The sequence below is a fragment of the Psychroserpens sp. SPM9 genome (genome assembly GCF_025153525.1).
In the GTDB taxonomy this organism is placed as follows: Bacteria; Bacteroidota; Bacteroidia; order Flavobacteriales; family Flavobacteriaceae; genus Psychroserpens.
In genome coordinates this window covers 727,219-749,607 of sequence record NZ_JANZNR010000001.1, presented here as the reverse complement: position 1 = coordinate 749,607, position 22,389 = coordinate 727,219, and the positions used below count along the sequence as shown (strand labels likewise).

Genomic DNA, 22,389 nt, shown 5'->3' with positions numbered 1-22,389 from the left:
AAGAGGCTTATTTGAGTTAAAAGGTTGTGGGTCAGGCATCTATATACTACTTACCACAAAGTACTTGATAAACTTTATAGATTGATTATATTAAATAGAGTTATTTAGATATAAGCAAAGTATATAAAAACAATACTATTTAACACTAAATAACTCTATTTGTATGTTTTGTTATACACAACAAAACTATTTTGTAAAATTGTATTTGTCATGTAAACACTAGGATAGTGTGAATTTTACGTACTTATTTTTTTAAATAAAGTGAAATAAAAATAAATACAAAAAAATTTGTTTTACTTTCTATGTTATTCAATAATATTTTGTAGCTTTGTAGACAAGAAGGAATAAAAAAAAGGATGCTAGTCCTGAGAAACTATTAACATCCTATTTTTCTTTGATAAAATACAATTGTTGTCGGTGTAACCAAACGGTTAAGGTGTCTCTTTTTGCAGGAGAGGATTAGCGGGTTCGAATCCCGCCACCGACTCTAATTATAAGAGTCAAATATACTAAAAATAAACGACATGAACAAGGAACTATTCTACAAACAGCTATTGCAAGAAGAAAAAGATTTGGTTGCTACTTTAGAGGCAGTAAGACTTCTTAAGAAGCGATATGAGGCAGATTCTAAACCTCAAACATCAATCCCTTTTAATGAGCCTGCTCATGATTTTACAGCTATGAGTGACGGATACGATCAAGAATGGGTTCAGAAAGAAAAAGTGCTTTATGCTTTAAAACATATAACTAAAGGTACAGCAGAAGATGTTGCTAAAACCCTATTGTCTTTAGATAATGAGTTTGATGAGTCTAAAGCCTTTAATATTGCTACAATAAAACTTTCTAGACTTTATCGTGATGGAATTATTGGGGCAACTAAAGTAGGTAAGAAATATAGATATTTTGTTAAACCGAGTAACAATGTATATAATTAAAAAGCATCCTAATAGGATGCTTTAAAATACCGTAGATGAGAGAGGGGTTGAAGATGGTCTCATTAGCCATTCCTAAATCGAGTTTAGTATACTCAACCTCTTTTATTTACCAAGTAATCGAAAGGCTTTGCAAATATATACATCGCTGCAAGAGATATTAGGGCTTGATTCATAACCAAAAATCCTAAACACTACAAAAGATTACTATTAAAACGCCATTGACTGAACCCTCTGGCGTTTTTGTATTTTACAAAACTACAAAAGTTTTTGTAAGTGATATTTGACACCATTAGTATTTTCAAACTCTAGTGTTTCTTTTTTCTTAAACTGTCTATAATAGTAGTCGTAATTTCTCGATTCTTTTTCCAATTCGTTAAACTTCTCAACAAATAGTTTAAGATTAGTCTCAAAGACAACGACTTTGTTTTCAACTATAACAGCATATAAACTTTTCAAGTCTCTAATCACAATACAAATTTATAAATAATTACAATATAATACGTAAATAAATGCAAATATATTTGATATTGCAAAATAATACGTATATATTTGTATATATCAAAACCAACAACCATGAACTTTAAATCACTTCCGCAGCTTTTAGATTACTTCAAAGAAGAATCAACATGTAGAGACTACTACCAACAAATCCGTTGGAATGGAGAAGAGGCATGTCCGCATTGCGGGAGTTTAAAAGTTTATACAACTAAAAGAGGCTTTAGATGTGGTGATAAAGAATGTAGAAAGGATTTCACAGTCACTACTGGAACGATCTTTCATAATTCTAATATTCCTTTAAGAATATGGTTTGCAGCTATATTTTTAGCTACAACACATAAAAAAGGGATTAGTTCTGTTCAGCTTGCTTTAGATTTAGGCATCACACAAAAAACAGCTTGGCACGTATTACATAGAATTAGAGAAATGCTAAAAGAGAAGTCTCCGCAAATGTTAGGAGAAAATAATATGGTAGAAGTTGACGAGGCTTATATTGGCGGAAACAACAAAAACAGACATTACGGTAAAAAACGCTCTAAAGAGGATTACAGATTTACCAACGAAGGTAAACCGTACCAACCAAAGAAAATGGTAATAGGTATCATTGAGCGAAATGGTAAAGTTGTTTTAAAGCATGTACCTAGTGCTGATTTAAACAATGTTGGGAGTTTAATTAGTAAGCATGTTCCTAAAGGTTCTACGATATATTCAGATGAAGCACCAGTTTATAATCACTTAAAAAAGAGTTATACACATGACAACGTTAAACACTCACTTAATATTTATGTTGAGGGGAACGTTCACACGAATTCAATAGAGAACTTTTGGAGCGTTTTAAAGCGTGGTTTATACGGTGTATACCACCAAGTAAGCGAGAAACATTTAGAGCGTTATTTAGATGAATTTAGCGCGCGTTTTAATACTCGTACATTATCTAGTCAAGAGCGTTTTGAGAAGTTTTTGGTTGAGAGTGAGAGTGTTTTGAGTTACAAACGATTAATAAATGATTTGTAATAATTGTTAAAACAAGTGTTAAAAAAACATATCACTCGATGAAATGCATATATTTCTGCTGAAGTACATATTTTATCGATTAAATGCATAAAGTTTAACATATTATTTGTATATTTGTACTGTTACTCAGATGTAGTAGCACGCACCCTAAAGTATTCTATTACTTTAGTCAGCCTCTGAAACAAGGGGCTTTTTTTTGTTTTATACTTTCCTATACATATTTTATTTTTTAATATATCTTTGGTGTAAATAATTTTAATGCAGATACTTATGCAAAAAAAAAGAGTAACATTTTATGTAGATGGCTTCAATTTTTATTACGGAATTAAAGGAATGTCAAAACATAAACCTGATTGGAGAAAGTTTTACTGGATTGATTTTGTTTCCCTATTTGAACAATTTTTAAAAGAAGATGAAGAGCTTACTTTGGTTAGGTATTTTACTGCAAGACCTAAAAATTATGGTAAAACCAAGCGTCAAAATATGTTGATGGAAATAAATAAAAAAATCAATAAAGACAAACTTAAAATTCATTATGGAAGATATACAGATAAACCAATGACATGTAGAGTAAGAAGTGGTTGTGGAGGAAATTATATGCACTGGGAAGAGAAAGAAACAGATGTTAATTTAGCGGTTAAAATGATTGAAGATTCTTATAATAAATCTTGTGATAAGGTTGTTCTTGTATCAGCTGACAGTGATTTTTTACCACCACTAAGATTAATAAATACGATTCATAAAGAAGTTGAGCAAATGATTTTATTCCCTCCGACCCAATTTGCAAGTCCCTTGCAAAATTTTGGGTGTACGGTTATTGATATGGGTAAATATAAGCCGAGATGGAATAAATCCATGCTAGATGATGTAGTTGAGGTTGAAGATGTTAAATTCAGAAAGCCTATTGAGTGGGCGGTTTAATACTTAATAACATGAATAACGAGAAAGAAAAAAAGCCAGTCGAAAAAGACAGCTTAAAAATAAGAGGCACATTAGACGATGTTCTAAAAGTGTCTATTCCTCAACCTAAAGAGGACAAAAAGGACAAATAAGTCTATAATGTTAGTAGAATTATAGATGTAGTTTGTCAAGTTCATTGACTGTAATAGTTTAATTAGACCTTGAATGGTCGGCAAGATGCTCAATCTCAGATTTACTGAATTAGCGGTAAACGGTAGAGGGTTAAATGAATTACGTACTTCAAAAAAAGTGATAATCTTCACTTATAAATCAAACTTTAGAAACTTGTGGTAAATTGTATATAGATGCCGTGGGTCAAAAACTTACAAACATGTACAAACGACTACAAACATTTACAAACGATTTTAAGCAAGTAACTACCGACTAACATTTGCAAGCTGTTTCATATTTGCAGTGTTGAATCGAACAAATGACATTCAATATAATTAAAACCTTATCTTATGAATACGTTAAGAAACAAAGTACAATTAATCGGAAACTTAGGAAATGATCCAGAAATCATTAATCTTGAATCAGGAAAAATGTTAGCCAAATTTTCAATAGCTACAAATGAAAGCTATAAAAATGCAGAAGGCGAAAAGATAACCGATACGCAATGGCACAATGTAGTCGCTTGGGGTAAAACCGCCGAAATTATTGAGAAATATGTAACCAAAGGAAAAGAGGTTGCTATTGAAGGAAAATTAACATCAAGAAGCTATGATGATAAAGATGGTCAAAAACGTTATGTGACTGAAATTGTTTGCAATGAACTTTTAATGTTAGGGAAATAAACAATTAATTTATAAGCCCAAACTAGATATGATAGTTTGGGCTTTTTTTGTTTTCCTTAATTGATATGGCACGTTCTTCCATAGGCATCATAAAACGATTAGTATTAGTAGAACTAGCTAAAATTTTATAATTAGTACCATCCGTTACATAACGAATATCTCCATTGGTAGCCGTTGTTATTATAGCTTTGGTTGTGTTCGATTTTTTATAAGGTAAATTTTTACCATCACTACAAATTACTCCATGATTGATGGCACCATCCAAAACTTTTTTAGATAACATACCCATAATTATACAATCTGGGTGTGCATACGCTTTATTGGTTCCACTAGCAGAAACTGTAGAAAAATTTGGTGTAATAATATCTAGAAAAGCTTGACCCGTAGAATAATATGACCCATGATGTGCTAGCATAAACAATGTACATCGTTTCAGAATGACTTTTGGAATATTTTGAATAATAAAATTCTCGGTAGATACATCAGCGTCACCAGTTAATAACACGCCTTGACTTCCATAAACGATTAATAAAACAACACTGTTCGAATTAGGATCACCTCCATCAAAGTTTGCTGATAGGGTGTAAACCTCAGGTTCACCATCATTGGTCGGTGAGCCATATTCGGCATCAGGAGCTAAAGAAGAATAATTTTTATTATAGTAGAACACGTTTTTTTTAGTTTTTTCCAAACCTTGAATCCATTTTAAAACATCGGCATCTAAATGTGATCGTTTTCCGCCATAAAATACATATTCCGGACTTTTAGTTTCCTGTAGATAGGGAATAAAAGCAGTATGGTCTGTGTCTCCATGAGTAATAACTACGGTATCAATTTGACTGCCATTAGTTACTTTAGTAATATAGTCTCTTGCATGAGTAAATGGCTTTCCACTTAAACTAGTTTTTTGTGAACCACAGTCAACCAATAGAAATTTTCCATTTGGAAAACTCACCAGAACAGCATTTCCTTGCCCAACGTTGATAAAATCGACTGTCATAGCTTTTGCAGAACTCACACTTCCTGAACTCATAAATTTTGTAGTAGGTGGCATAATATTGTGGTTTTAATTTATGAAATGTTAATATTACCTGTGGCACTCATCATACCATTATAGTCGCCTAGTGTCACACCTGTTGGAGTTGCTGTAAGTGTAATGCCGTCTATTGCAATTGGGATCGAAGGTAAAGGTCCTGTATTATAGGAATACCCATTAAATAACGTGCTAATTAAGGGTGAAAATGCAGCCGTTATCGTTTGTAATAGTGGGTCGGTTATTGCTGACAAAATCCATTCTATAGGATTTCCTGAAGGTTTTAAAACCAGTACGAAGGTATCCGTTTTTGAGGTTTTAGCCACAATATTTACACCATTCTCGATGCTAAGATCTATTTGGCCAGCTAGTTTTGGTTTGGCATATAAATCGTAATTAATACCAATATTTGTGCATCCAATCTTAATTCCGGCATTTACATTACCAGTTCCTGTAGTTTCAAATTTAATGGATGTTGCACCAGCGTCAGCGATGCTTAATGTTCCCATTGTTATTTTAGCACCATAATGTAAGTCGCCTATTTTAAAACCAATTTTACCACTTTTCCCAAATGATTTCCCGTTAATATAACTGGTCGATGTTTTTGCCATTTCCATTTTAGCATCACTACTTAAGAGTGCAAAAAACGGGTTTGATGGCCACGAGGAAGGAAATGGTGGAGCCGGAACAGATTTGCCCTCCAGATTAGCTAAAGCTACAATATGATTTTGAGTTACTATCAAATTAGGAGCCGTAAGCTTAACATCACCAAATTTTAGAGGCGGAAGGTTAATACCGCTTAAAATAGTTCTAGCCATTGTCATTGCCTGAGGAAGAATAACAGAATTGATTAATGATTGATCTGATGGGTTACTTGTTTTTCCTGTTGCTTTGATTGGGTTTAAAGTCATAACTCCGTTAGTACTGCTAGCTTCAACGATAATAGTTACATCTACCTGATCGGTTCCAGAATGACTCGTACTGGAAACAGTCATCTCAACATCTTTCATGTTCATTTGAAAAATACTGCCAGACATAGAGTTCAAATAGGTTTCAACTATGGTTTGTTTTTCAACAGGATATTGATGATTCCAGTCCATTAAATGGGCACGAATTAATGCTTCGGGATTACTAGGTGCCGAAAGGGTGAATGTTGGTGCCGATTTTACATTCCATCCCACAGTAAAATCAATGCCTTCCAATTTAATTTTTTGACTTCCTGTAAACAGTTTTGGATACAGTTTTTCATAAATAATTTTACTTCCTTGATCCATTGTTCCGCCGTCTATTCCAACAGCCATATCAAAATTTGCCATAATATTTATTTTTAAAAGTTATTTTCTGTTATAGGGTCACCACTTCCAATTAAAAGGTCTCCTGAAGCAACAGCACACTGTTCTCCGATGGCTTCCATTATTCGCAATACTTCGTCTATCCCTACATCAAATACTTTGACTAAGGCTTCTACTACAGCTGTAAATCCAAACTCTATTTCGTGGTATAAAAATTTAGCGACAGCAGTTATTTCTTGTTTGAAAAATTTATAAAGAGCTCTGGCCACAAAAAAGGCATCTTGACCTAGTTTGAGTACACCGTTAGCAATGGCTTCCACAAATTTTGTAACATCGCTTAAAAGGTCTTTAAAGAATGTTTTTAAATTGGTATTAATCCAATTTTTAATATGCTCCCAAAGGTTAGAGAGTAAATCTACAACGGCTTTTGCATCGATTCTAAACTTGGGATTAAAATGAAAGCTTCCCCAATTAAAATCTAAATCAAAGGATAGATAAGGGTCGCTTAAATTAATAGCACAAGCAATATCTAAACTTGCATTGGGTCCGTGAATTGAAAATGCAGGTAAAATAGGTATTCCGTCTATTGATAAACCGTTAGGAAAATCTAAACTTAGGTCAAAATGACCTTGAGCAGATCCAGTAAAGCTTTTACCTTTGGCATAAGAACACATAAACTGTGCTCTAAACAAATCTGCTAATTCAGCATGAAAATTCACTTCAAAGCCATCACTTGTGGCAGATCCTGAAAATGTTTCTGTTAGTCCTAAAAATTGTATTCCGCCAGAAAAACTAAAGTATGGATCAGCTTCCATATCAGATCTTAAAATATTAATTGGTAAAAAACCAACGGCTGCAGGCAAGCTGTTTTCAGGATATGTAAAAGTTTCCGGATATAATAGGCGGTCCATATTTGAAACCGTACAATCATCGTCATTTTTTGCCGTTACCCAAGCATCATTTAATAGCCCGTTTACAGTGCTTAACCGGCTTAGATTAGTAGTATCTATTGAAGCATTTGGACCTTTATCTCCAGTTGCATCTGATATTGTGAGTATATCTAGGATACTTATAGGTTTATTAATACTCCCATTGGCAATAATTCCTTTATCAAAATTGACTTCCATCAATAGTTTTAGTTCATAGGTATAGAATAAAATATCGGCATCAACACCTATACCTGTTTTATAGAAATGTCCGTTAGGAGCCTGCCAGCCATTGGGATCATCGACTACATAAAAGTCAATATTTTTAAAAGCAAGACCATTGAGAAGCGGCACTTCACTTAAATTTAATGATGTGAATTGTTGAATTAAATCTGTAATCTTTAATGGATTGTTAGGATCTGTATCATCAAGACCAAATACAAAAGCGCCAGGAGCTTCAAAATCAATAATCTCTCCACCTATTAGAAACTTAAATTGGTCCTGTCCTGCTTCACCAATTAAAAAATTTCCAAGAAGCCCCATAGTAACACCTGTATCATTAATCCCAACACCAATACCAAAATCTATTATGGTAAGCCCTTTGATACCAAAAGGGTGTTTCCAGCAATGAATATCTAGAGAGAATGTTGCTGACGGCGGAGTTATATGTAAAACTCCTGAGCCAATAACCGTTAATTGTTCACCATGAATTCTTAAAATTGCAGAAGCATCAATAGAGAATTCTCCTGCACCTGGCTTCATATCAATGGTGAGCCCGTTAAAGGTGATAATGCCTTGTCCTTGAGAACCCGGTAAGGTAGCTTTAATTTCTGAAGTACTAAGATCTTTCGGATTTACAAAAGCATAGAGTTGAAGTGTGATATCAGAATCAAATAATTTTCCAATAAGTGATAACGCGTCACCTTTTAATTCTAATTCTGAAAAGAATGTAATTCCTGGCTGAATGGCGTCCGGTTTATAAGGTAGTTTTTCAAAATTTGGCGGACTAAAATTTGAATCATCAATTGAAGACAATATAAGTCCGGCTTCTTTCAAAACCAAGATGTCAAAAACACCTTTGAGTCCAGACCATATAGAAGCAGGCGTCCAATTAGGTTGCACTACAAGACCAGTTATAAAGCCTAATTCAGATGTTTTTTTAATTTCAAAATATAAATCTGCTTTGCCTATTTTATCCACATCGATTTCTGTGCTAAGAGAAAAATCATAAGTGGTATTGGCGTCCATTACTTCATAATAATTGGAATCATAATAATTGGAAACACCAGCTTCACCTATTGTGATGGAAACTGTTGAGTTTTCTAATTCAATTTCTGGGAGACCATTTGTTGCATTCAAATATCCTCCTGTTAATGTGCTTGCAAGATCAGAAAGATTGATTTTAGGAAATTCACCTTTAATAAGAAAATCACTAGGTAAATTCCAGTCTACATAGAATGAGGCAATTTCAGTATTAGAACTATTGAAAAGTGCAGCATTAGCAGAAACTTCACCGCCAAATCCTTTAGCACCTTTTTGGTACGATAATGCCACTTCGGCTTCTTTTAATTGAAACGCAGCGATACCTATAGGAATTTTCCATTCACTGACAACGTTTAGATTAAAGTTGTAATTTTCTTCCTTTAAATTAGCCATGACAAACAGGTTGGCAATGGTAATATCTGGTATGTTTTTAACAGATGGGATAAATTTTTGAAAGAGATTTTTAATGGTAAGGTTACTGTTTTGTTCTAAGCCTCCACTAAAAATCATTTGCGGAAAAACAGCTGTAATATCTACAGGAACATCAGTTAAAAAATTAAATTGACCTTTGATTGTTGCTGTAATATCTTTAGTGTTTTGAGGGTCATTTACCCAGAAGTTCACAGATATGTCTGGAATTTCTACATAATTTTTAATAACCGTCAAAGGAGCTGTTGTGCCTAAATCTAAGTAAATGGCGGCGAGTCCAAAAGGACTTGTGCTTAAAACTATACCAAGATCTCTAAGCCCGACAGTGTTTCCGATATCAACATATTGGCTTAAGTAATTACCAATGGGTGCTTTATTAATAAGCGCTTTAAATTCAGAAAGGGCATAATTACTAACGCCTTCCAATTCAGCAACTAAAGCAATTACAGCTCCAAGCTGAGTGAACTGCATTTTTAGAGGAATAACAACACTTCCAATTTTAATGCTTGATGACAGCTGAAGGTACGTACTTATGTCAGGAGGATTTGTTGGTATTTTTCCCCTTTGAGTGTATTTTTCACTAACCGCCGAAAAAACAAATGGAATATCCAAATAAGCTATCGGTATTGGACTTATAGGATCTGAACTGATTGTAACATAAGGAGTTTCTAAGGTGTTTTTAAAACCTCCATGTAGTTGTTTAAATTTAAATGTACTTGGAAAATTATTCAATATCGCCAAGACTCCTTTGTATTCAAGTTCAGCAGCCGTAAAGTTTAACCCTTCTGAAAGCGTTGGGTGCGTTGATGTAGCAGGACTCGATATCGAAGAGATATAGAATACTGGAGTTGCAAATTCTAACTTTGAAAGTGGTGATTTTAAGGTAGCCCAGATAGGAAACGATGTTCCTAATGTCCAGTTTTTATTAAGGTTTGGTTGTTTTGAACTTAAAGGACTTAAACTTACAATAAGTGTCGCTTTTTGAGTACCATCTAAGCCAAATTCAAGATCAATTAACGCAGGGGTTAGTCCTAATAAAGTATCTATAACACCACTAAAACTTATATGGTTTTCAGAAATTGAAGGTGTTGTTGGGTCTTTAAGAACTAATGCAGTTTGATTGCTTGACAGATAGCTTTTGATAATATGATCAATACTTTCAGAACCAATTTTCCCTATGGTTAAGGAAAACTGAGTTCCATTACTGTTCACACATCCTTTTAAGAAGTTTAATAGTTCGGTAAGGTTAGAAAAACTCATCTGCTTTGGTTTTAATTTATTTATGAATCTATTCTAGAGCCCCAGCTTTTTAATACCTGCGTTTAATACTTTAGAGAAACTATCTAATGTGCTTTGACTATTAAGCGCTTTATGCATTTTGCTTTTTAGGATATCCTGGAAAAACTTACTGTTTGCAATCCAAGAAGCGATTTTGTCATATAAGGATTCATGACCATTCCATCCGCTGTCTGAAATGGTGATTTTAAGACTTCCTAAAGACATTGTTATGGATTTGGCTGTAGCTACTAAAGTTCCTGTAGCATTAGAAAAATCAACTGTGACTCCAATTTTTAATTGTTGAGCTGCATCGCTAAAATTACCATCAATATTGAAGGTGTCTTCAGGACTAATTACTAGAGGTTCGACTCTGGCAGCGTATGTTTGATCGTATAAAGCTGTATTTAAAGGCCATGTGTCTTTTTCTCCAACTTGAGTTGCCGTAATGTCACCGTTTTTATCTTGAGTAAATTCAAAAACAGGAATTTTAGAATCAGCGTTTACAGGTGTCGCCGTTGCTACGTATTGCATTATAGTTGTTGTATCAACTTCAGTAGGATTGGTTTTTTGAAACGCAAGGATATTATCATCAAATTGACTCATTGCATTTAATAATTCGCTATAATCGTTGCTGTCTTCAAGTGTATAGCCTTCAGACCCCATCATATATGCTGTAGCTTTTACCAAAGCAATATGAGCTGCAAAACCACCAGAATATTGGTCTCCATTTCCTACTTTAGGAGCAGATCCTGGAGGATTTGATCCTGATTGTTCTTCTTGATAGAACGTTGTAGCGTCTACGACCGCGCCTTTGGTTTGTGCTTGCTGCGACTGCGCTAATACTTGTCGGTATTGCTGCGACATATTATTGTTTGCTAATTGCACTTTTTGAATGGTGTCTTGATGTGTATAATAAGCGCCAACTAAGGTTTTACCATTTTCAGATTTCGGCAATGCAACATCTCGATACCACTGTGCCAATTCAACATTGTTATCTGGTGGAGTCACTCCAGAAGCCAAAGTGCTACCGTGTACATGGCCTCCAGTAAGAGCAGCGCCTGTGGCTAAGGCGCATCCAGCAAGCCCACCTGATCCAACATCATATTTTCCTGAAAAAGCCACCGAACTAAACAAAACATTAAGATCGACTTGCGTATCGGTTGGAGATATTGCTTTGCAGGTAAGATTGCCACTAGAATAAGAGCCAATTCCGCTGAGTACAGTATCGGTCATTGTCAAATTCATATAACCAATTACAGGTTCCTTAAACATTTGTTGTTTTGGGATGTCTCCAACATCTACAGTTGCAAAAGGAGCGATGTCAATACCCAAACTTGGGACTTTCAAACCGTCATTTATAATGTTTTTGATATAGTATTTATCTGAAGCAGGGTCTGATAAGAATTTCCATAATCTGTCAATGAGGCTACAATCGTCATTTCCTAGTAGTTGATTAGTTTTCATAATATTGTTTATTAAAGGTTTATATGTTGTTTAATTGGTATTTGTTTCTATTTCGTGTTCATCAAAGATTCCTTGGTTCACAGTGAAATCTGCCAGTTCAATTAAAATGTTTCTGTAAGGGCTTTCAGGGAGAAGCATTAATTGACTGATTGCTTTTGAAGCGATTCCACGAGCTTCAGAAGCGGCTTCAATCCAGCCATTTCCATTTTTTATAATAGAGATTCCTTCATGTAATTGCTCTTCAGTTAAAGGAAGGTTCTTAAGTATGTTTTGCAAGAAATGGTCTTTTGGCAATGCTCTTAAGGCATAGATAATTGGTAAGGATAACCTTCCTTGTTTTAAATCAATTAATTGCTCTTTTCCTGAAGTGGAATTAGGTCTTACGATATCAAACACATCATCCATTACTTGAAATGCACGACCCATTAAAGTGCCATATCTTTGTAAAGCACCAACCACTGATGGTTGTCCGTTAACAATCCGAGCACCACCTTCACAAGCGAAAGAAATAAGTTGCCCGGTTTTTCTGTCGATAGTTCGGTAGTATCTATTTATAAGGGTATTGATATCTTCTTCAGGTTCTCTAAGCATTTCATCTAACTGCCCTTTACAAACTTCTTCTCCTGTTTCAAGGAATCGTTTCATTAATAGGATATCTTCTTTGGTTTCCATAAAACTGGACATCAGTCTTGTGGCTTTAATCCATTGAAGATCACCAATAATAAGAGCTATTTCATAGCCTCTAGATGCTGATATTGTTGGTAAGCCACGTCGTATAGGTGCCTTATCTACAATGTCATCATGGATTAAACTACCTACATGTACCATTTCTATGGAGGCGGCACCTGCATGCACTTTTTCGGCTAGTATTTCGTTAGGATTACGAGATGCTATTTTTGCGGCTAATAAAAAGAGTAGTGGTCTTAACTTTTTGCCTTTCTTGTAGAAGAGTTGTTCTTCCTCATTTAAGTATTTTTCCTGACTTTGAATGAGGTTGGTCATGTAATTTTCTACGGCTAAAAAGTCATCTTTTACAATTTCAATCGCCTTGTGATAAGGATGTGATTTAGGTAATGACATGTATTTAGTTATTATTAAATTTTACTTAGACAAGTGATGAGCTCTGTCCCCAAATTTTAGCGAGTTGAGCATTAATAAGTTTCTCTATATGCCCTTCTACACTCGGCTGATTTAAAAAACTTTGAATGACATCAGCAATCGCATTAGTGTTTACGCCTTGCTGTACTGCGATTTTGGCCAGTGTTTGTGCCCATTTTGGTAATGAGGCTACATTAAAGTTGAGATCAATATCTTTAGGTAATACCTTTAAAACTATATTTAATATGGTAATTGTAGGAGGTGCTCCGTTAGGTGTGTTTAACTTAGATTCTAAGGTTATGTTGAACGCCGAAACGTTTGCTTGAAATTGCCCATGAGCAGATGTTGACCAGCTTTTATTGCATTTTTGTGACCCTGTAGATTCTGGATCGCAGCACTTGACATTAAAAAAGAAATTGGGATCGGTAGCATTGACTTCTTCTAAGATGAAAGGTGTTTCTTCAGTTCCTACGGTGACATCAATAGTTACGTTAGGCGCATCAGTAGCAAACGTCATATTACCAGAACTCATATTGCTTAAATTATGTAAAAGCACATCTCCTAAGGCTAATGTTGGTTCACTTCCTACTGGAGGTATGGGAGATGTTGTATCTGTGCAGGCCTGGCTAATCACTGAAGGATCTACGCCACTAATTATAAAAGGTTTGCTTTTACCAGTAAATGTAGCTGGGTCATATGATGGAAGGCCTAAACTTGGGTCACCATTTTTTATAATGTTGGGTAGGTATAGTGAGCTATTGGGATTAAATAATTGCTTCCATATGCTTTTTAAAACAGCTTGCCATATGGGGCCAATGGGATAGGAGTTAGTGCTCATAACTTCGATAATTTAGTGTTAGTGATAAGATTATCAGCAATTTAGCACTGTTTAAGGGTAAAAAATCGAGTAATACTACCTGATTATATAATCCAGTATTTTATAAAACAATAGAGGAGAGCCAATGAATTAAACCTAAATGGTGCTATCTATAGGTGAAGAGTTTTAATGATGTTATGGCTTGGGTGTCCATTTATTTGTCCATTTATTTTTTAAGAATATTACTTTTTATTTGATACTTTAAGCACTATCTTGTATGGTCAATATCCCACACCAAGTTTATAAAAACGCATCTGCTTACTTTAAAAATAACCATTCAAATGTTGAGATTAAGAGGGACTCCTTTTACTGTTTTACTGTCTTTTTATTCGCTTTTTATAACAGCCCAAGAGACTCCTGAGTATTATGTTCATATTATTGAAACGACCACAGAAGCCCAAGAGAAATTTAATGCTTTAGATAGTTTGCTGTTTAATTTTAATTGGAGAGATGATATCGTTAAGTTGGCAAATTTTACCGAAACCTATGTTGATTTAGCAATTAAGAAAAAAAAGTATGAGTCTGCTATTGAAGCAACCCTAAGAGCCTCAAACGCTATCAACACGCATTTAGGACAAAGAGAAAGAGCACTCAAGCTTTTAAATAAAGTTGAAGGGCTGAAGGATAAAACCGATGACACGTATTTGTTAGGAGGAATATACCTTAAAAAAGGAGGGGCTTATTTTAATGGTAAAAATTATGATGAAGCGATTAAAAATTACTCAAAAGCGATAGATAATTATTCTGATAAGGATTCAATTTACATCGCAGATGCTATCTTTTTTAGAGGTCAAGTTTATTTTTCAAAAGGAAATCTCGCTACTTCGATTAATGATTATAATCTTGCTGCTCAATACTATGAAAATTTAGGAGATCAGGAATATGTCTATTATATAAAATCAAGTATCGCAAATATTTATACTTCTTTAGGGTTTTATGATAAGGCTATTCAAGAGAATAAAGCACTTATTGAAAAACGAAAAAAAGCAAATCAAAAAAGCGGATTGTTTATTGATTATTTTAATCAAGGCCTTATTTATGGAAAACTTAAAGACGACCAATCTAAGGAAGCCAGCTTATTAAAATCTTTGGAATATTATGATGATTATAATGAGAAGTCCAATTTGGATTTGATTTTACTACATTCCGAATTAACCAAGTTATATCTTAAAGCAAATCGTAATACCGAAGCTAATCTACACTATAAGAAGGCGAGTAATCTAATAGAAGGTATAGATAAAAACACCATTGCTGGCCTCGCATTTAATGTTTCAAAAATCAATGTTTTAAGTGCAGAAAAAAAATACAGTCAGGCGAAGTTTTTAGCAGAGCAAACATTAGAATCTGCTAAAAAATGGGGCGAAGTATCCCTTATATTAGAATTGTATGAAGTTTTACAAAACATACATCTGATTCAAAATAATAAAGCCAAAGCTTTAGACTATTTTAGAGCTTATAGTCAATTAAATGATTCTATAAATAGCGTTACCAAAACGAATGCCTTTTCTTATTATCAAACTCTTTATGAAACAAAAGAACAAGAGCAAGAAATTATAAAGCAAAATGCTAAAATAGAACTTCTTCAAAAAGACAAGACCATACAAGAAAGTAAAAAGAAACTATGGGTTTTTGTACTCTCTGTTATTATTTTAATAGCGCTTGCAATTATTTACTTCATCAAACAACGCGCCGAACGGTTAAAACTTAACATAGCAAATCATAAAAAAGAGCTGGAAATTTTTACTTCCGAATTATTACACAAAAGTCGAGAGTATGAATTGCTGTCCTCTGAATTAAAAGTCTTGAAAGCGGATCAAAAATCAGAAAATAAATTGGATAAACTTCAGGATTTAACCACGTCTAAAATATTAACTGCCGAAGACTGGGAAACCTTTAAATCCAAATTTGAAAATGTATACCCTAAGTTTTTTGTAAAAGTTAGAATGACTCACAGTGATATAACAAATGCTGAAGAACGATTACTTGCCCTTGAGAAACTAAATTTAAAAACACCAGAAATTGCAAACATTTTAGGCGTTTCAACCGATAGTGTTGTAAAAAACCGATACAGATTAAGAAAGAAATTAGGGATTTCGAGAGCTACTTCAATCACCGATTTTGTTGAGGCTTAGGAGTTTAAGTAATTTTGTCCATGAATTTGTCCATGATAATTTTTGCAGGCATCAGTATATTAACGTTTATTGTCCCTGTCTTATATTCAACAAAAGTAAGCAGCAATAGATAGCGTTAGTTTAGGGATTAATGATTAATAATATCTATTGATGAATAGCAGATAAGCGTGACCTTAACTTTAAAGTGTCACGCTTTTTTTAGACACAAAAAAACCCATGAATAGATTTCATGGGTTTTACGTATAATTTTCAGTTTAATTAGTGCTTAACAATTTTTTTGGTGATGGTTACACCAGTTGCTTGGTCTTCTAACTGCATAAAATACATTGATGTTTTTAATGGCGATAAATCAATATCAATTGTTCTATTGGCGCTAGAGGTTTCTTTTTCAAAAACAACACGTCCATTTATATCATATATTGATAGATTAAAATCACTGTCGTTATAATTTCCAGGAAGTGTAATTCGGATGGATTCATTAAACGGATTAGGCGCCACTTGTAAACTTTCCAGTGTAATATCTTCAACACTAAGTGACGGACAAACAGCCCAGCCCATATCTTCAAAAAGGGCAATAGTAATAGGTCCAGGATTATGGTTTGCTTGCCCATTTCCTATAGAAGGCGTCATTAACGAATTTACATTGTTAGAAGGGAACACAAATTCATCCCAGTGACTGTAACTTGAACCTTGACTAAATGGTGATGGAGCCCATAACTCTGGTCGTATGAGTCCGCCATTTGCAGCTAATGCTAATGGACTATTAGAAAATAAATTACCTCCAGTATACTGATTTAATAAGGTTGCTGAAGGATCTGTAAAGCTTAAAATAGAATCCCCATTTAAAGTTTCAACAAAATTATCATAACTATGTACAAAACCAGAATTTCTCAATACACCTTGAGTATTTGTCTCATCTGTAGTTGCAAAACCCAAAAAACCAAGTCCGTGACCCAATTCATGTAATACAACCGAGACAAAATCAACTTGATTGAAAGGCGGATTAGCGTCTAAACCAAAGTAAAAGTTTGCGGTGCTACTAAAGTTAGCAGAAATATCAGGACCTCCAGCATTAGTGTCGGTTCCAGTAATTTGCTCAGCTAAAGCTCTTGCATAGGCTGTATTAGGTGGAATTCCGGGTCCTGTTAATGGAATAAAACCCGTTGGTCCGGCACTTCCTAGAACGTTAGCCCCTAAAGGAGAAAAAGTAGCATCAACTCTAATAGGTTGATCAGATTCAAGGGTGTTGGCCCAAATATCAACAGCATACTGAAATGCAGCTTGAGCTTCAGGTGTAAAACCATTGTAAGTGACAATAAAATTAGAACATACGGTTCCATTAGATTCGGCACCTTGTCTGGCACGTACTAAAGTATTAGGAATAGAATAAGGTTCTTGGTTAGGAGCTGGATAATATTCACAAACAGGACCTTCAACCTCTATGGCTTCTCCGGTAATTTGAAACTCTTGAGCTGTTGAAATCGTTAATATAGCGAACGTAAAAATAGAGGTAAGTAGGCGTCGTTTATTAGTTCTTGATGTGAAAATGTTTTGAATGTAGGTAGTTTTGTGTGTCATTAATTTCTAGTTTAATTTTTAGGAGTCCAAATCTACAAAATAAGTATTTATGTAAATAAGAGTCGCAATATAAATATTAAAATTACAATAGCTGTACAATAAAAAAAGGCTTCCAATTTGGAAGCCTTTAAATAATCGGTCAAAAATAAATTACTTGACTGTAAGTGTATATTCTGGTGTTGGGTTTAACGGACAAAAATAAACATAAGAACCTTTTTCCAGTTTGGTGAGGTTAGATTGTTCTTTTTTGTTATTACCAACAGCTTTTGTAACATAAGCCGATTTGATGTGGTTTTCTGGGTTTGAAGCATCTTTGCCTTTTTTAACCAGAACAAATCCAACGTCATGACCTACACTATTATTTGAAATCTCAAAAATATAAGCTCCTTCTTTTAAAGTGATTTCCTTTTGAGTGAATTCACCTTTAGTTTGTTCTAAAGAAACCGTTTTAACAACAGCATCTTTCATCATTTTGTCTTGTGCATTTGAGGTTAAGGTAAATGCTAAAACCATTACGAATATTGAAATTATTTGTTTCATCTTGTTATATATTTATGTTATTAATTAGGTTTATACTAAGGCGTCTTCTAATGATGGCGCTAATGGAAAATCTACAGGAACTTTAGTGGTACTGTGTACATAATTTGAAATTGTTTTGTCACCTACCAATGAAATAGTGTCTATTAAATTTGCTTTGGTATAGCCTGCCGCAAAGTAATTGTCTAAGACATCCTGATCGGTGTTGCCTCTATTTTCTGTAATGTTTTTTGCTAATCGGGCTAAAGCATCTAGCTTGTTGTCAAATGAGGCTTTACCTGCTCTTAATTCTAAAATTTGTGCATCATTAAAACCATTCATTTTTCCTATGGCTGTGTGAGCAGATAAACAGTAAATACAATTGTTTACCTGGCTTACAGCTAGATTTACAACTTCTTTTTCTTTTGCAGATAGCGAGGTTTTTGCATTGGCAAAATTGAGATAGTTTTCTAACGCTGTGTCACTATTAGCATAGGTTGCATAAAGATTTGGAACAAAACCTAAAGCTTTGTTGAGGTTGTCAAAAATGGCTTGATTGTTTTCACTAACCTTGTCTCTTGTTGGGATATCAAATGTTGTCATAATATTTATTTTAAATGTTTATTAAAAATTTACACTGCAAAGATGCAATGCCGTTAAGGGTTTTAAAATGGAGTTTTTTCCTTTTGAGATGTCAATTTTTCCCTTTGTTAAGCTTGTGCTTCGGAAGGATGACCAATAAAAGGTTTTTCTGCATCACAATAAAAATCGTGAATGTGACTTTGTTCACAATGAGTTTTCGGACTGATAGTGTGTGCGATTTTGCTGTGATTTCTTCTGAATATTTCAATTAAATTGAAAATAGATATGTGTTTTAAATTCATCTTTATAGTGTTTTAATTTTACAGTACAAAGATGCAATGGGTTAGAATCTTAAAAAATGGAAAGACTTCCTTGCGACTTGTCAATTTTTCCCTAATTGGAAGGTTTGATGCTTTTTTTGAATTCTGAAGGCGTTAATGCTGTTTGTTTTTTGAATAAGCGACTTAAGTGAGAGGCGTCATCAAAACCAATGTCGTAAGCAATTTCTTTTGAAGATTTGTCGGTATATAACAATTGCCGTTTGGTTTCTAAAACGATGCGATCGTGTATAATCTGTAACGGACTTTTTTGATGCTTGGCAAAATTGTTGGATAAGGTTTTAGGAGATTTGTTCAGTTTTTCGGCGTAAAAAGCAACACTGTGCTCTTTTTTGTAATGGGTTTCGACCAAAAGATTAAAATGCCTCAATAAATCATTGTTCCCTTTTAAGGTTTTATGATTTTCGGTATCAGACTTAAGTATGCGTGTCGTTTTAATAATAAATCGAGCCATCAGCATACGTAGCATTTCTGCCTGAATAGTATCCGTTGTTTCAAGTTCGTCTAAAAACATTTCATGTAACAGAGAGAACTTATGCTGCTCTTCTTTTTGCAAAGTAATAATTGGAATGTGCTCATTTCCGAAGAATAACAAACCAACACAACCCACTTCTTTATCATGATCTTTAATACAATAAAACTCACGATTAAATTGATAGACAATCACAGCGCTGCCTTCTACAAATTGAAAATACTGAATGGCTGTTAATGATAAAATTTGATGCGGTTCTAAATGCAAAGGCACACCATCTACAATAACTTTTACAGGCGTGTTGGTAGCCCATACAAAAGTGTATAAACCTATAGGTTTTGAAGTGTCATAAGCTTGAAGTAAAGTTTCATTTCCAACTTTTAAAATCGCGTTTGTAGAAAATTCTGTAAATGTTTTTGCCATGTAACAATGGTCTCTTTTAATTTTAAAACATTACACAATTTTTTACTATTAATTAGAATTGCTAGTATCTATAACTTTAATTTCAGAGAGCAGAAGGTGATTATTTACAATACCATTGATGTATATATTCATGCTTTCGTTCTCTAGTTTTTTCACTTTAAAACGAATCATACCATCTTGATCTGCTTTTAAATTTGGTTTCCAATCAATAGTGCCATATTCACTGAAAAACGTCGTGTTGTAAAATTGATATTTAGGCGTGTAAAATTGTTTGTCTTCATCAAAAGTTAATGGAAAATCAAAACTAGATACGGTATTGTTTTTACCATCATTTCTGTAAAAGAATTCGCTGCTTGTATAAATCTTTATATATCCAGCCTGACCTCTAATGCCGCCTCCAAAGCCATGGTATTCCACATCGATATAATCAATGGTTTCAAGAGTTAGTGTGGCCAAAAAGTCAATACTGTCTTCTTGAAGAAAGGCGTCATCTAAATAGATGATTGGTTTATTATTTCCCCAATGTACTCTAGGATTGGTAACGGTAAATTTTCCATTTTGAAGGTCGTAATTGGCTACAAAGCCAATTTCATTTAAATAAATATACAGCGGAGTTCCTCTGAGTCGTTGATCGTCATTGATTTCAAAAATCCGCCCTTTCGTTTTTTTCTCTTGTAATTTTTGAAGCTTTGTTTTCTTTTTCTTTGCATTAATAACAATTTCATCTAGTTGCTCTAAATCGCTCCAAGAACTCGGTGTTTTTGGAATCACCATATTTGGGGTTAATTCAGATTGTTCAGGTTGAACATAGGCATACGATGCGCTAAATTTTGGAAATACAGAAGGGTAAAATTGAGGGTAAATGGTTGGAGCTCGTGGTTCTCCTTTTCTATTGAGATATCCAATTCTAAACTGTTCGTCATTAACCGGAACTAAATTTTGACTGAGTATGGCCTTATCATTTTCGGTAATGGTATAAATTTTAGAAGAAGTCGATTTTAAAGGATAACTAATATAAGTTGCAGCTTTAGTTTTACCGTTAATATTTGAGGTCACGCTAATACCTTGCTCAAAAGGATATTTGTAAATACTTTCAAAATTAAAAATACGGGTCCAATTATAACTACTCCAGCCTTGTGTAAGTAAAAGATTATCTAACTGATATTTTGTTTTTCTACTGGTATCTTTAAAATAGTAATCGGCGTGCTCAATAGGCGTTTTGATGTAAGGTTGTAAATAAATTTGAGAGATTAAATTGTGATGGTGATTGTAACTTTTTGTACTTGAAGGTAATACCGAAACACTCACATTATGAAAACTGTTGAGTTGATGATGGTCTACTTTAAGTTTAATTAGCAACGAATCTTTATCGGGAATAGAAGACACAAATTGGGTTGCACCTCTTTCCATTCCTGAATGATTAAACACCATACGTTCAAGAAGCGGATTGTTTTGTTCGTCAAAAACGGTTAAAATATTAATGCCTGTAAATACATCTGATTTGTAAACCATTAGTTTTTCAGAAAGTTCAGTCATAAAAAAAGGCACAATAAGGATTTCATTTCCATTGTGAACAGCAAGCTTGAAGCGTTTTTTTTGTAGGGTTTTTAATGAGGCGGTATTGGTTGCGAAAGTGACTAAGAAAGTATCTTTTAAATCGGTAACAGTCATATTAAACCCTAGGGTTTTGATGTTGCTTATTTCCGATTTTTCAAAATGATCATTGTGATATACTTTAATAAAATAACGACGACCTGGCTCTGGATTTAAAATAATTTTAGCAATTCCGAAAGCATTTAACTGAAATGAACTAATAACTTGGTTGGTATCATCAATAAGTTCGGCAGTCGCATTTGCAAGGCCTTTTCCAGATTTGTTTTTAACAATAACACCCGCTGTATTAAGTGTGTTGAAAACTAAGTGTCCGCCTTCACCTAACACCTGAATGTCAAGTTGGTTGTCTGTTGTTTTGGAATCAATTTCAGTTTGTGTATCGGCATCCAGCACATTAAATACCTGTTGAAAATGATTTTGTTCCTCAAAATTGAACATCCAGTTGGTATAGGCTTTAAACATAAAGCTTCCGCTGAGCAGTGTTTCATCCAAGTAGAATACATTAGAAGCAATGCCATCTTTTACATGCACTAATTTTTGCTTAATTACATTTCCGTCAAGGTCTGATATGGTACAGTATAAATTGGTGGTGGCGACCGATCGTTGTTTGGCAAATTTATCAAAGATATAAGCTGTAAATCCCAACATTTCTCCATTTACGTAGGTGGATTTATTTAAGTGCACGTATACAACTTCTCTTGGAGATTCACTATAAGTTTCATAGAGATCTAATAATACCTTATCGTCCTTAGTCGTATTTTGCGCCTTAAGACTTGAGAAATTGACAAAAAGCACTAAAATAAATGTAAGAATTAGACTAGGTTTCAGGCTGTGAAAATATGCTGTATTCATAAATGTGTTTTAACCTAAATT

The 22,389-nt window shown here is 34.0% G+C and carries 18 protein-coding genes and 1 tRNA gene; 6 read left to right on the top strand and 13 right to left on the bottom strand.

Annotated elements, in window-relative coordinates:
- Positions 1-413 precede the first annotated feature (413 nt).
- Together N4270_RS03250 and N4270_RS03245 are read left to right on the top strand one after the other, a co-directional pair.
- Positions 414-487 (top strand) — tRNA-Gln (locus tag N4270_RS03250).
- Positions 488-524: 37 nt separating this feature from the next.
- Entirely contained in the window at positions 525-935 is a 411-nt protein-coding gene (locus N4270_RS03245; RefSeq protein WP_260095367.1) for a hypothetical protein, read from the top strand.
- Between the two features lie 255 nt (positions 936-1,190).
- Here the strand turns inward: N4270_RS03245 and N4270_RS03240 are convergent, their stop codons facing one another.
- Positions 1,191-1,403 (bottom strand): hypothetical protein, encoded by a 213-nt coding sequence (locus N4270_RS03240; RefSeq protein ID WP_260095366.1) that lies wholly within the window; start codon positions 1,401-1,403, stop codon positions 1,191-1,193.
- 105 nt (positions 1,404-1,508) lie between these two features.
- On the opposite strand from N4270_RS03240, the gene N4270_RS03235 reads away from it, so the two are divergent.
- The 3 genes from N4270_RS03235 to N4270_RS03225 all read left to right on the top strand — a co-directional run bounded on the left by N4270_RS03235 (position 1,509) and on the right by N4270_RS03225 (position 4,201).
- A complete protein-coding gene (locus tag N4270_RS03235) occupies positions 1,509-2,447 on the top strand; it encodes an IS1595 family transposase (RefSeq protein WP_260095365.1) in 939 nt (312 codons plus the stop codon).
- Positions 2,448-2,717: 270 nt separating this feature from the next.
- Complete coding sequence (locus N4270_RS03230; RefSeq protein WP_260095364.1) at positions 2,718-3,368, top strand: NYN domain-containing protein; 651 nt, start codon at positions 2,718-2,720, stop codon at positions 3,366-3,368.
- A 500-nt stretch (positions 3,369-3,868) separates the two neighbouring features.
- A complete protein-coding gene (locus tag N4270_RS03225; protein WP_260095363.1) occupies positions 3,869-4,201 on the top strand; it encodes a single-stranded DNA-binding protein in 333 nt (110 codons plus the stop codon).
- 22 nt (positions 4,202-4,223) lie between these two features.
- On the opposite strand, the gene N4270_RS03220 is transcribed toward N4270_RS03225, so the two are convergent.
- From N4270_RS03220 to N4270_RS03195, 6 genes are read right to left on the bottom strand one after another with little or no spacing between them, the layout of a single operon-like run.
- A complete protein-coding gene (locus N4270_RS03220) occupies positions 4,224-5,255 on the bottom strand; it encodes a ComEC/Rec2 family competence protein (RefSeq protein WP_260095362.1) in 1,032 nt (343 codons plus the stop codon).
- Between the two features lie 17 nt (positions 5,256-5,272).
- Complete coding sequence (locus N4270_RS03215) at positions 5,273-6,550, bottom strand: hypothetical protein (protein WP_260095361.1); 1,278 nt, start codon at positions 6,548-6,550, stop codon at positions 5,273-5,275.
- Between the two features lie 11 nt (positions 6,551-6,561).
- Entirely contained in the window at positions 6,562-10,404 is a 3,843-nt protein-coding gene (locus N4270_RS03210) for a hypothetical protein (protein ID WP_260095360.1), read from the bottom strand.
- Positions 10,405-10,437: 33 nt separating this feature from the next.
- Complete coding sequence (locus N4270_RS03205; protein ID WP_260095358.1) at positions 10,438-11,886, bottom strand: hypothetical protein; 1,449 nt, start codon at positions 11,884-11,886, stop codon at positions 10,438-10,440.
- 30 nt (positions 11,887-11,916) lie between these two features.
- Complete coding sequence (locus N4270_RS03200) at positions 11,917-12,966, bottom strand: polyprenyl synthetase family protein (RefSeq protein ID WP_260095357.1); 1,050 nt, start codon at positions 12,964-12,966, stop codon at positions 11,917-11,919.
- 25 nt (positions 12,967-12,991) lie between these two features.
- Complete coding sequence (locus N4270_RS03195; protein ID WP_260095356.1) at positions 12,992-13,822, bottom strand: hypothetical protein; 831 nt, start codon at positions 13,820-13,822, stop codon at positions 12,992-12,994.
- A 320-nt stretch (positions 13,823-14,142) separates the two neighbouring features.
- On the opposite strand from N4270_RS03195, the gene N4270_RS03190 reads away from it, so the two are divergent.
- Positions 14,143-15,993, top strand: coding sequence for a tetratricopeptide repeat protein (locus N4270_RS03190; RefSeq protein WP_260095355.1), 1,851 nt, complete (start codon positions 14,143-14,145; stop codon positions 15,991-15,993).
- A gap of 258 nt (positions 15,994-16,251) precedes the next feature.
- Here the strand turns inward: N4270_RS03190 and N4270_RS03185 are convergent, their stop codons facing one another.
- From N4270_RS03185 to N4270_RS03160, 6 genes are all read right to left on the bottom strand, one after another.
- Positions 16,252-17,571, bottom strand: coding sequence for a zinc-dependent metalloprotease (locus N4270_RS03185; RefSeq protein ID WP_260095354.1), 1,320 nt, complete (start codon positions 17,569-17,571; stop codon positions 16,252-16,254).
- Between the two features lie 150 nt (positions 17,572-17,721).
- The gene (locus N4270_RS03180) at positions 17,722-18,111 is read right to left on the bottom strand and encodes a plastocyanin/azurin family copper-binding protein (protein WP_260095353.1); all 390 of its coding nucleotides are present in this window, start codon (positions 18,109-18,111) and stop codon (positions 17,722-17,724) included.
- A 30-nt stretch (positions 18,112-18,141) separates the two neighbouring features.
- Positions 18,142-18,690 carry a carboxymuconolactone decarboxylase family protein gene (locus N4270_RS03175; protein WP_260095352.1) on the bottom strand — a complete coding sequence of 183 codons (549 nt, stop codon included), beginning with the start codon at positions 18,688-18,690 and terminating at the stop codon, positions 18,142-18,144.
- 107 nt (positions 18,691-18,797) lie between these two features.
- Positions 18,798-18,971: a hypothetical protein gene (locus N4270_RS03170; RefSeq protein WP_260095351.1), complete on the bottom strand. Its 174-nt coding sequence runs from the start codon at positions 18,969-18,971 to the stop codon at positions 18,798-18,800.
- Between the two features lie 91 nt (positions 18,972-19,062).
- On the bottom strand, positions 19,063-19,902 hold the full coding sequence (locus N4270_RS03165; protein WP_260095350.1) for an AraC family transcriptional regulator: 840 nt from the start codon (positions 19,900-19,902) through the stop codon (positions 19,063-19,065).
- Between the two features lie 48 nt (positions 19,903-19,950).
- Positions 19,951-22,368, bottom strand: coding sequence for a hypothetical protein (locus tag N4270_RS03160; RefSeq protein ID WP_260095349.1), 2,418 nt, complete (start codon positions 22,366-22,368; stop codon positions 19,951-19,953).
- Positions 22,369-22,389: the final 21 nt, after the last annotated feature.

What these genes read in the sequence shown, in the direction of transcription:
- N4270_RS03245 (WP_260095367.1), top strand. Translation starts at nt 525, where the DNA reads ATGAACAAGGAACTATTCTACAAACAGCTATTGCAAGAAGAAAAAGAT.
- N4270_RS03235 (WP_260095365.1), top strand. Translation starts at nt 1,509, where the DNA reads ATGAACTTTAAATCACTTCCGCAGCTTTTAGATTACTTCAAAGAAGAA.
- N4270_RS03230 (WP_260095364.1), top strand. Translation starts at nt 2,718, where the DNA reads ATGCAAAAAAAAAGAGTAACATTTTATGTAGATGGCTTCAATTTTTAT.
- N4270_RS03225 (WP_260095363.1), top strand. Translation starts at nt 3,869, where the DNA reads ATGAATACGTTAAGAAACAAAGTACAATTAATCGGAAACTTAGGAAAT.
- N4270_RS03220 (WP_260095362.1), bottom strand. Translation starts at nt 5,255, where the DNA reads ATGCCACCTACTACAAAATTTATGAGTTCAGGAAGTGTGAGTTCTGCA.
- N4270_RS03215 (WP_260095361.1), bottom strand. Translation starts at nt 6,550, where the DNA reads ATGGCAAATTTTGATATGGCTGTTGGAATAGACGGCGGAACAATGGAT.
- N4270_RS03210 (WP_260095360.1), bottom strand. Translation starts at nt 10,404, where the DNA reads ATGAGTTTTTCTAACCTTACCGAACTATTAAACTTCTTAAAAGGATGT.
- N4270_RS03205 (WP_260095358.1), bottom strand. Translation starts at nt 11,886, where the DNA reads ATGAAAACTAATCAACTACTAGGAAATGACGATTGTAGCCTCATTGAC.
- N4270_RS03200 (WP_260095357.1), bottom strand. Translation starts at nt 12,966, where the DNA reads ATGTCATTACCTAAATCACATCCTTATCACAAGGCGATTGAAATTGTA.
- N4270_RS03195 (WP_260095356.1), bottom strand. Translation starts at nt 13,822, where the DNA reads ATGAGCACTAACTCCTATCCCATTGGCCCCATATGGCAAGCTGTTTTA.
- N4270_RS03190 (WP_260095355.1), top strand. Translation starts at nt 14,143, where the DNA reads ATGTTGAGATTAAGAGGGACTCCTTTTACTGTTTTACTGTCTTTTTAT.
- N4270_RS03185 (WP_260095354.1), bottom strand. Translation starts at nt 17,571, where the DNA reads ATGACACACAAAACTACCTACATTCAAAACATTTTCACATCAAGAACT.
- N4270_RS03180 (WP_260095353.1), bottom strand. Translation starts at nt 18,111, where the DNA reads ATGAAACAAATAATTTCAATATTCGTAATGGTTTTAGCATTTACCTTA.
- N4270_RS03175 (WP_260095352.1), bottom strand. Translation starts at nt 18,690, where the DNA reads ATGACAACATTTGATATCCCAACAAGAGACAAGGTTAGTGAAAACAAT.
- N4270_RS03170 (WP_260095351.1), bottom strand. Translation starts at nt 18,971, where the DNA reads ATGAATTTAAAACACATATCTATTTTCAATTTAATTGAAATATTCAGA.
- N4270_RS03165 (WP_260095350.1), bottom strand. Translation starts at nt 19,902, where the DNA reads ATGGCAAAAACATTTACAGAATTTTCTACAAACGCGATTTTAAAAGTT.
- N4270_RS03160 (WP_260095349.1), bottom strand. Translation starts at nt 22,368, where the DNA reads ATGAATACAGCATATTTTCACAGCCTGAAACCTAGTCTAATTCTTACA.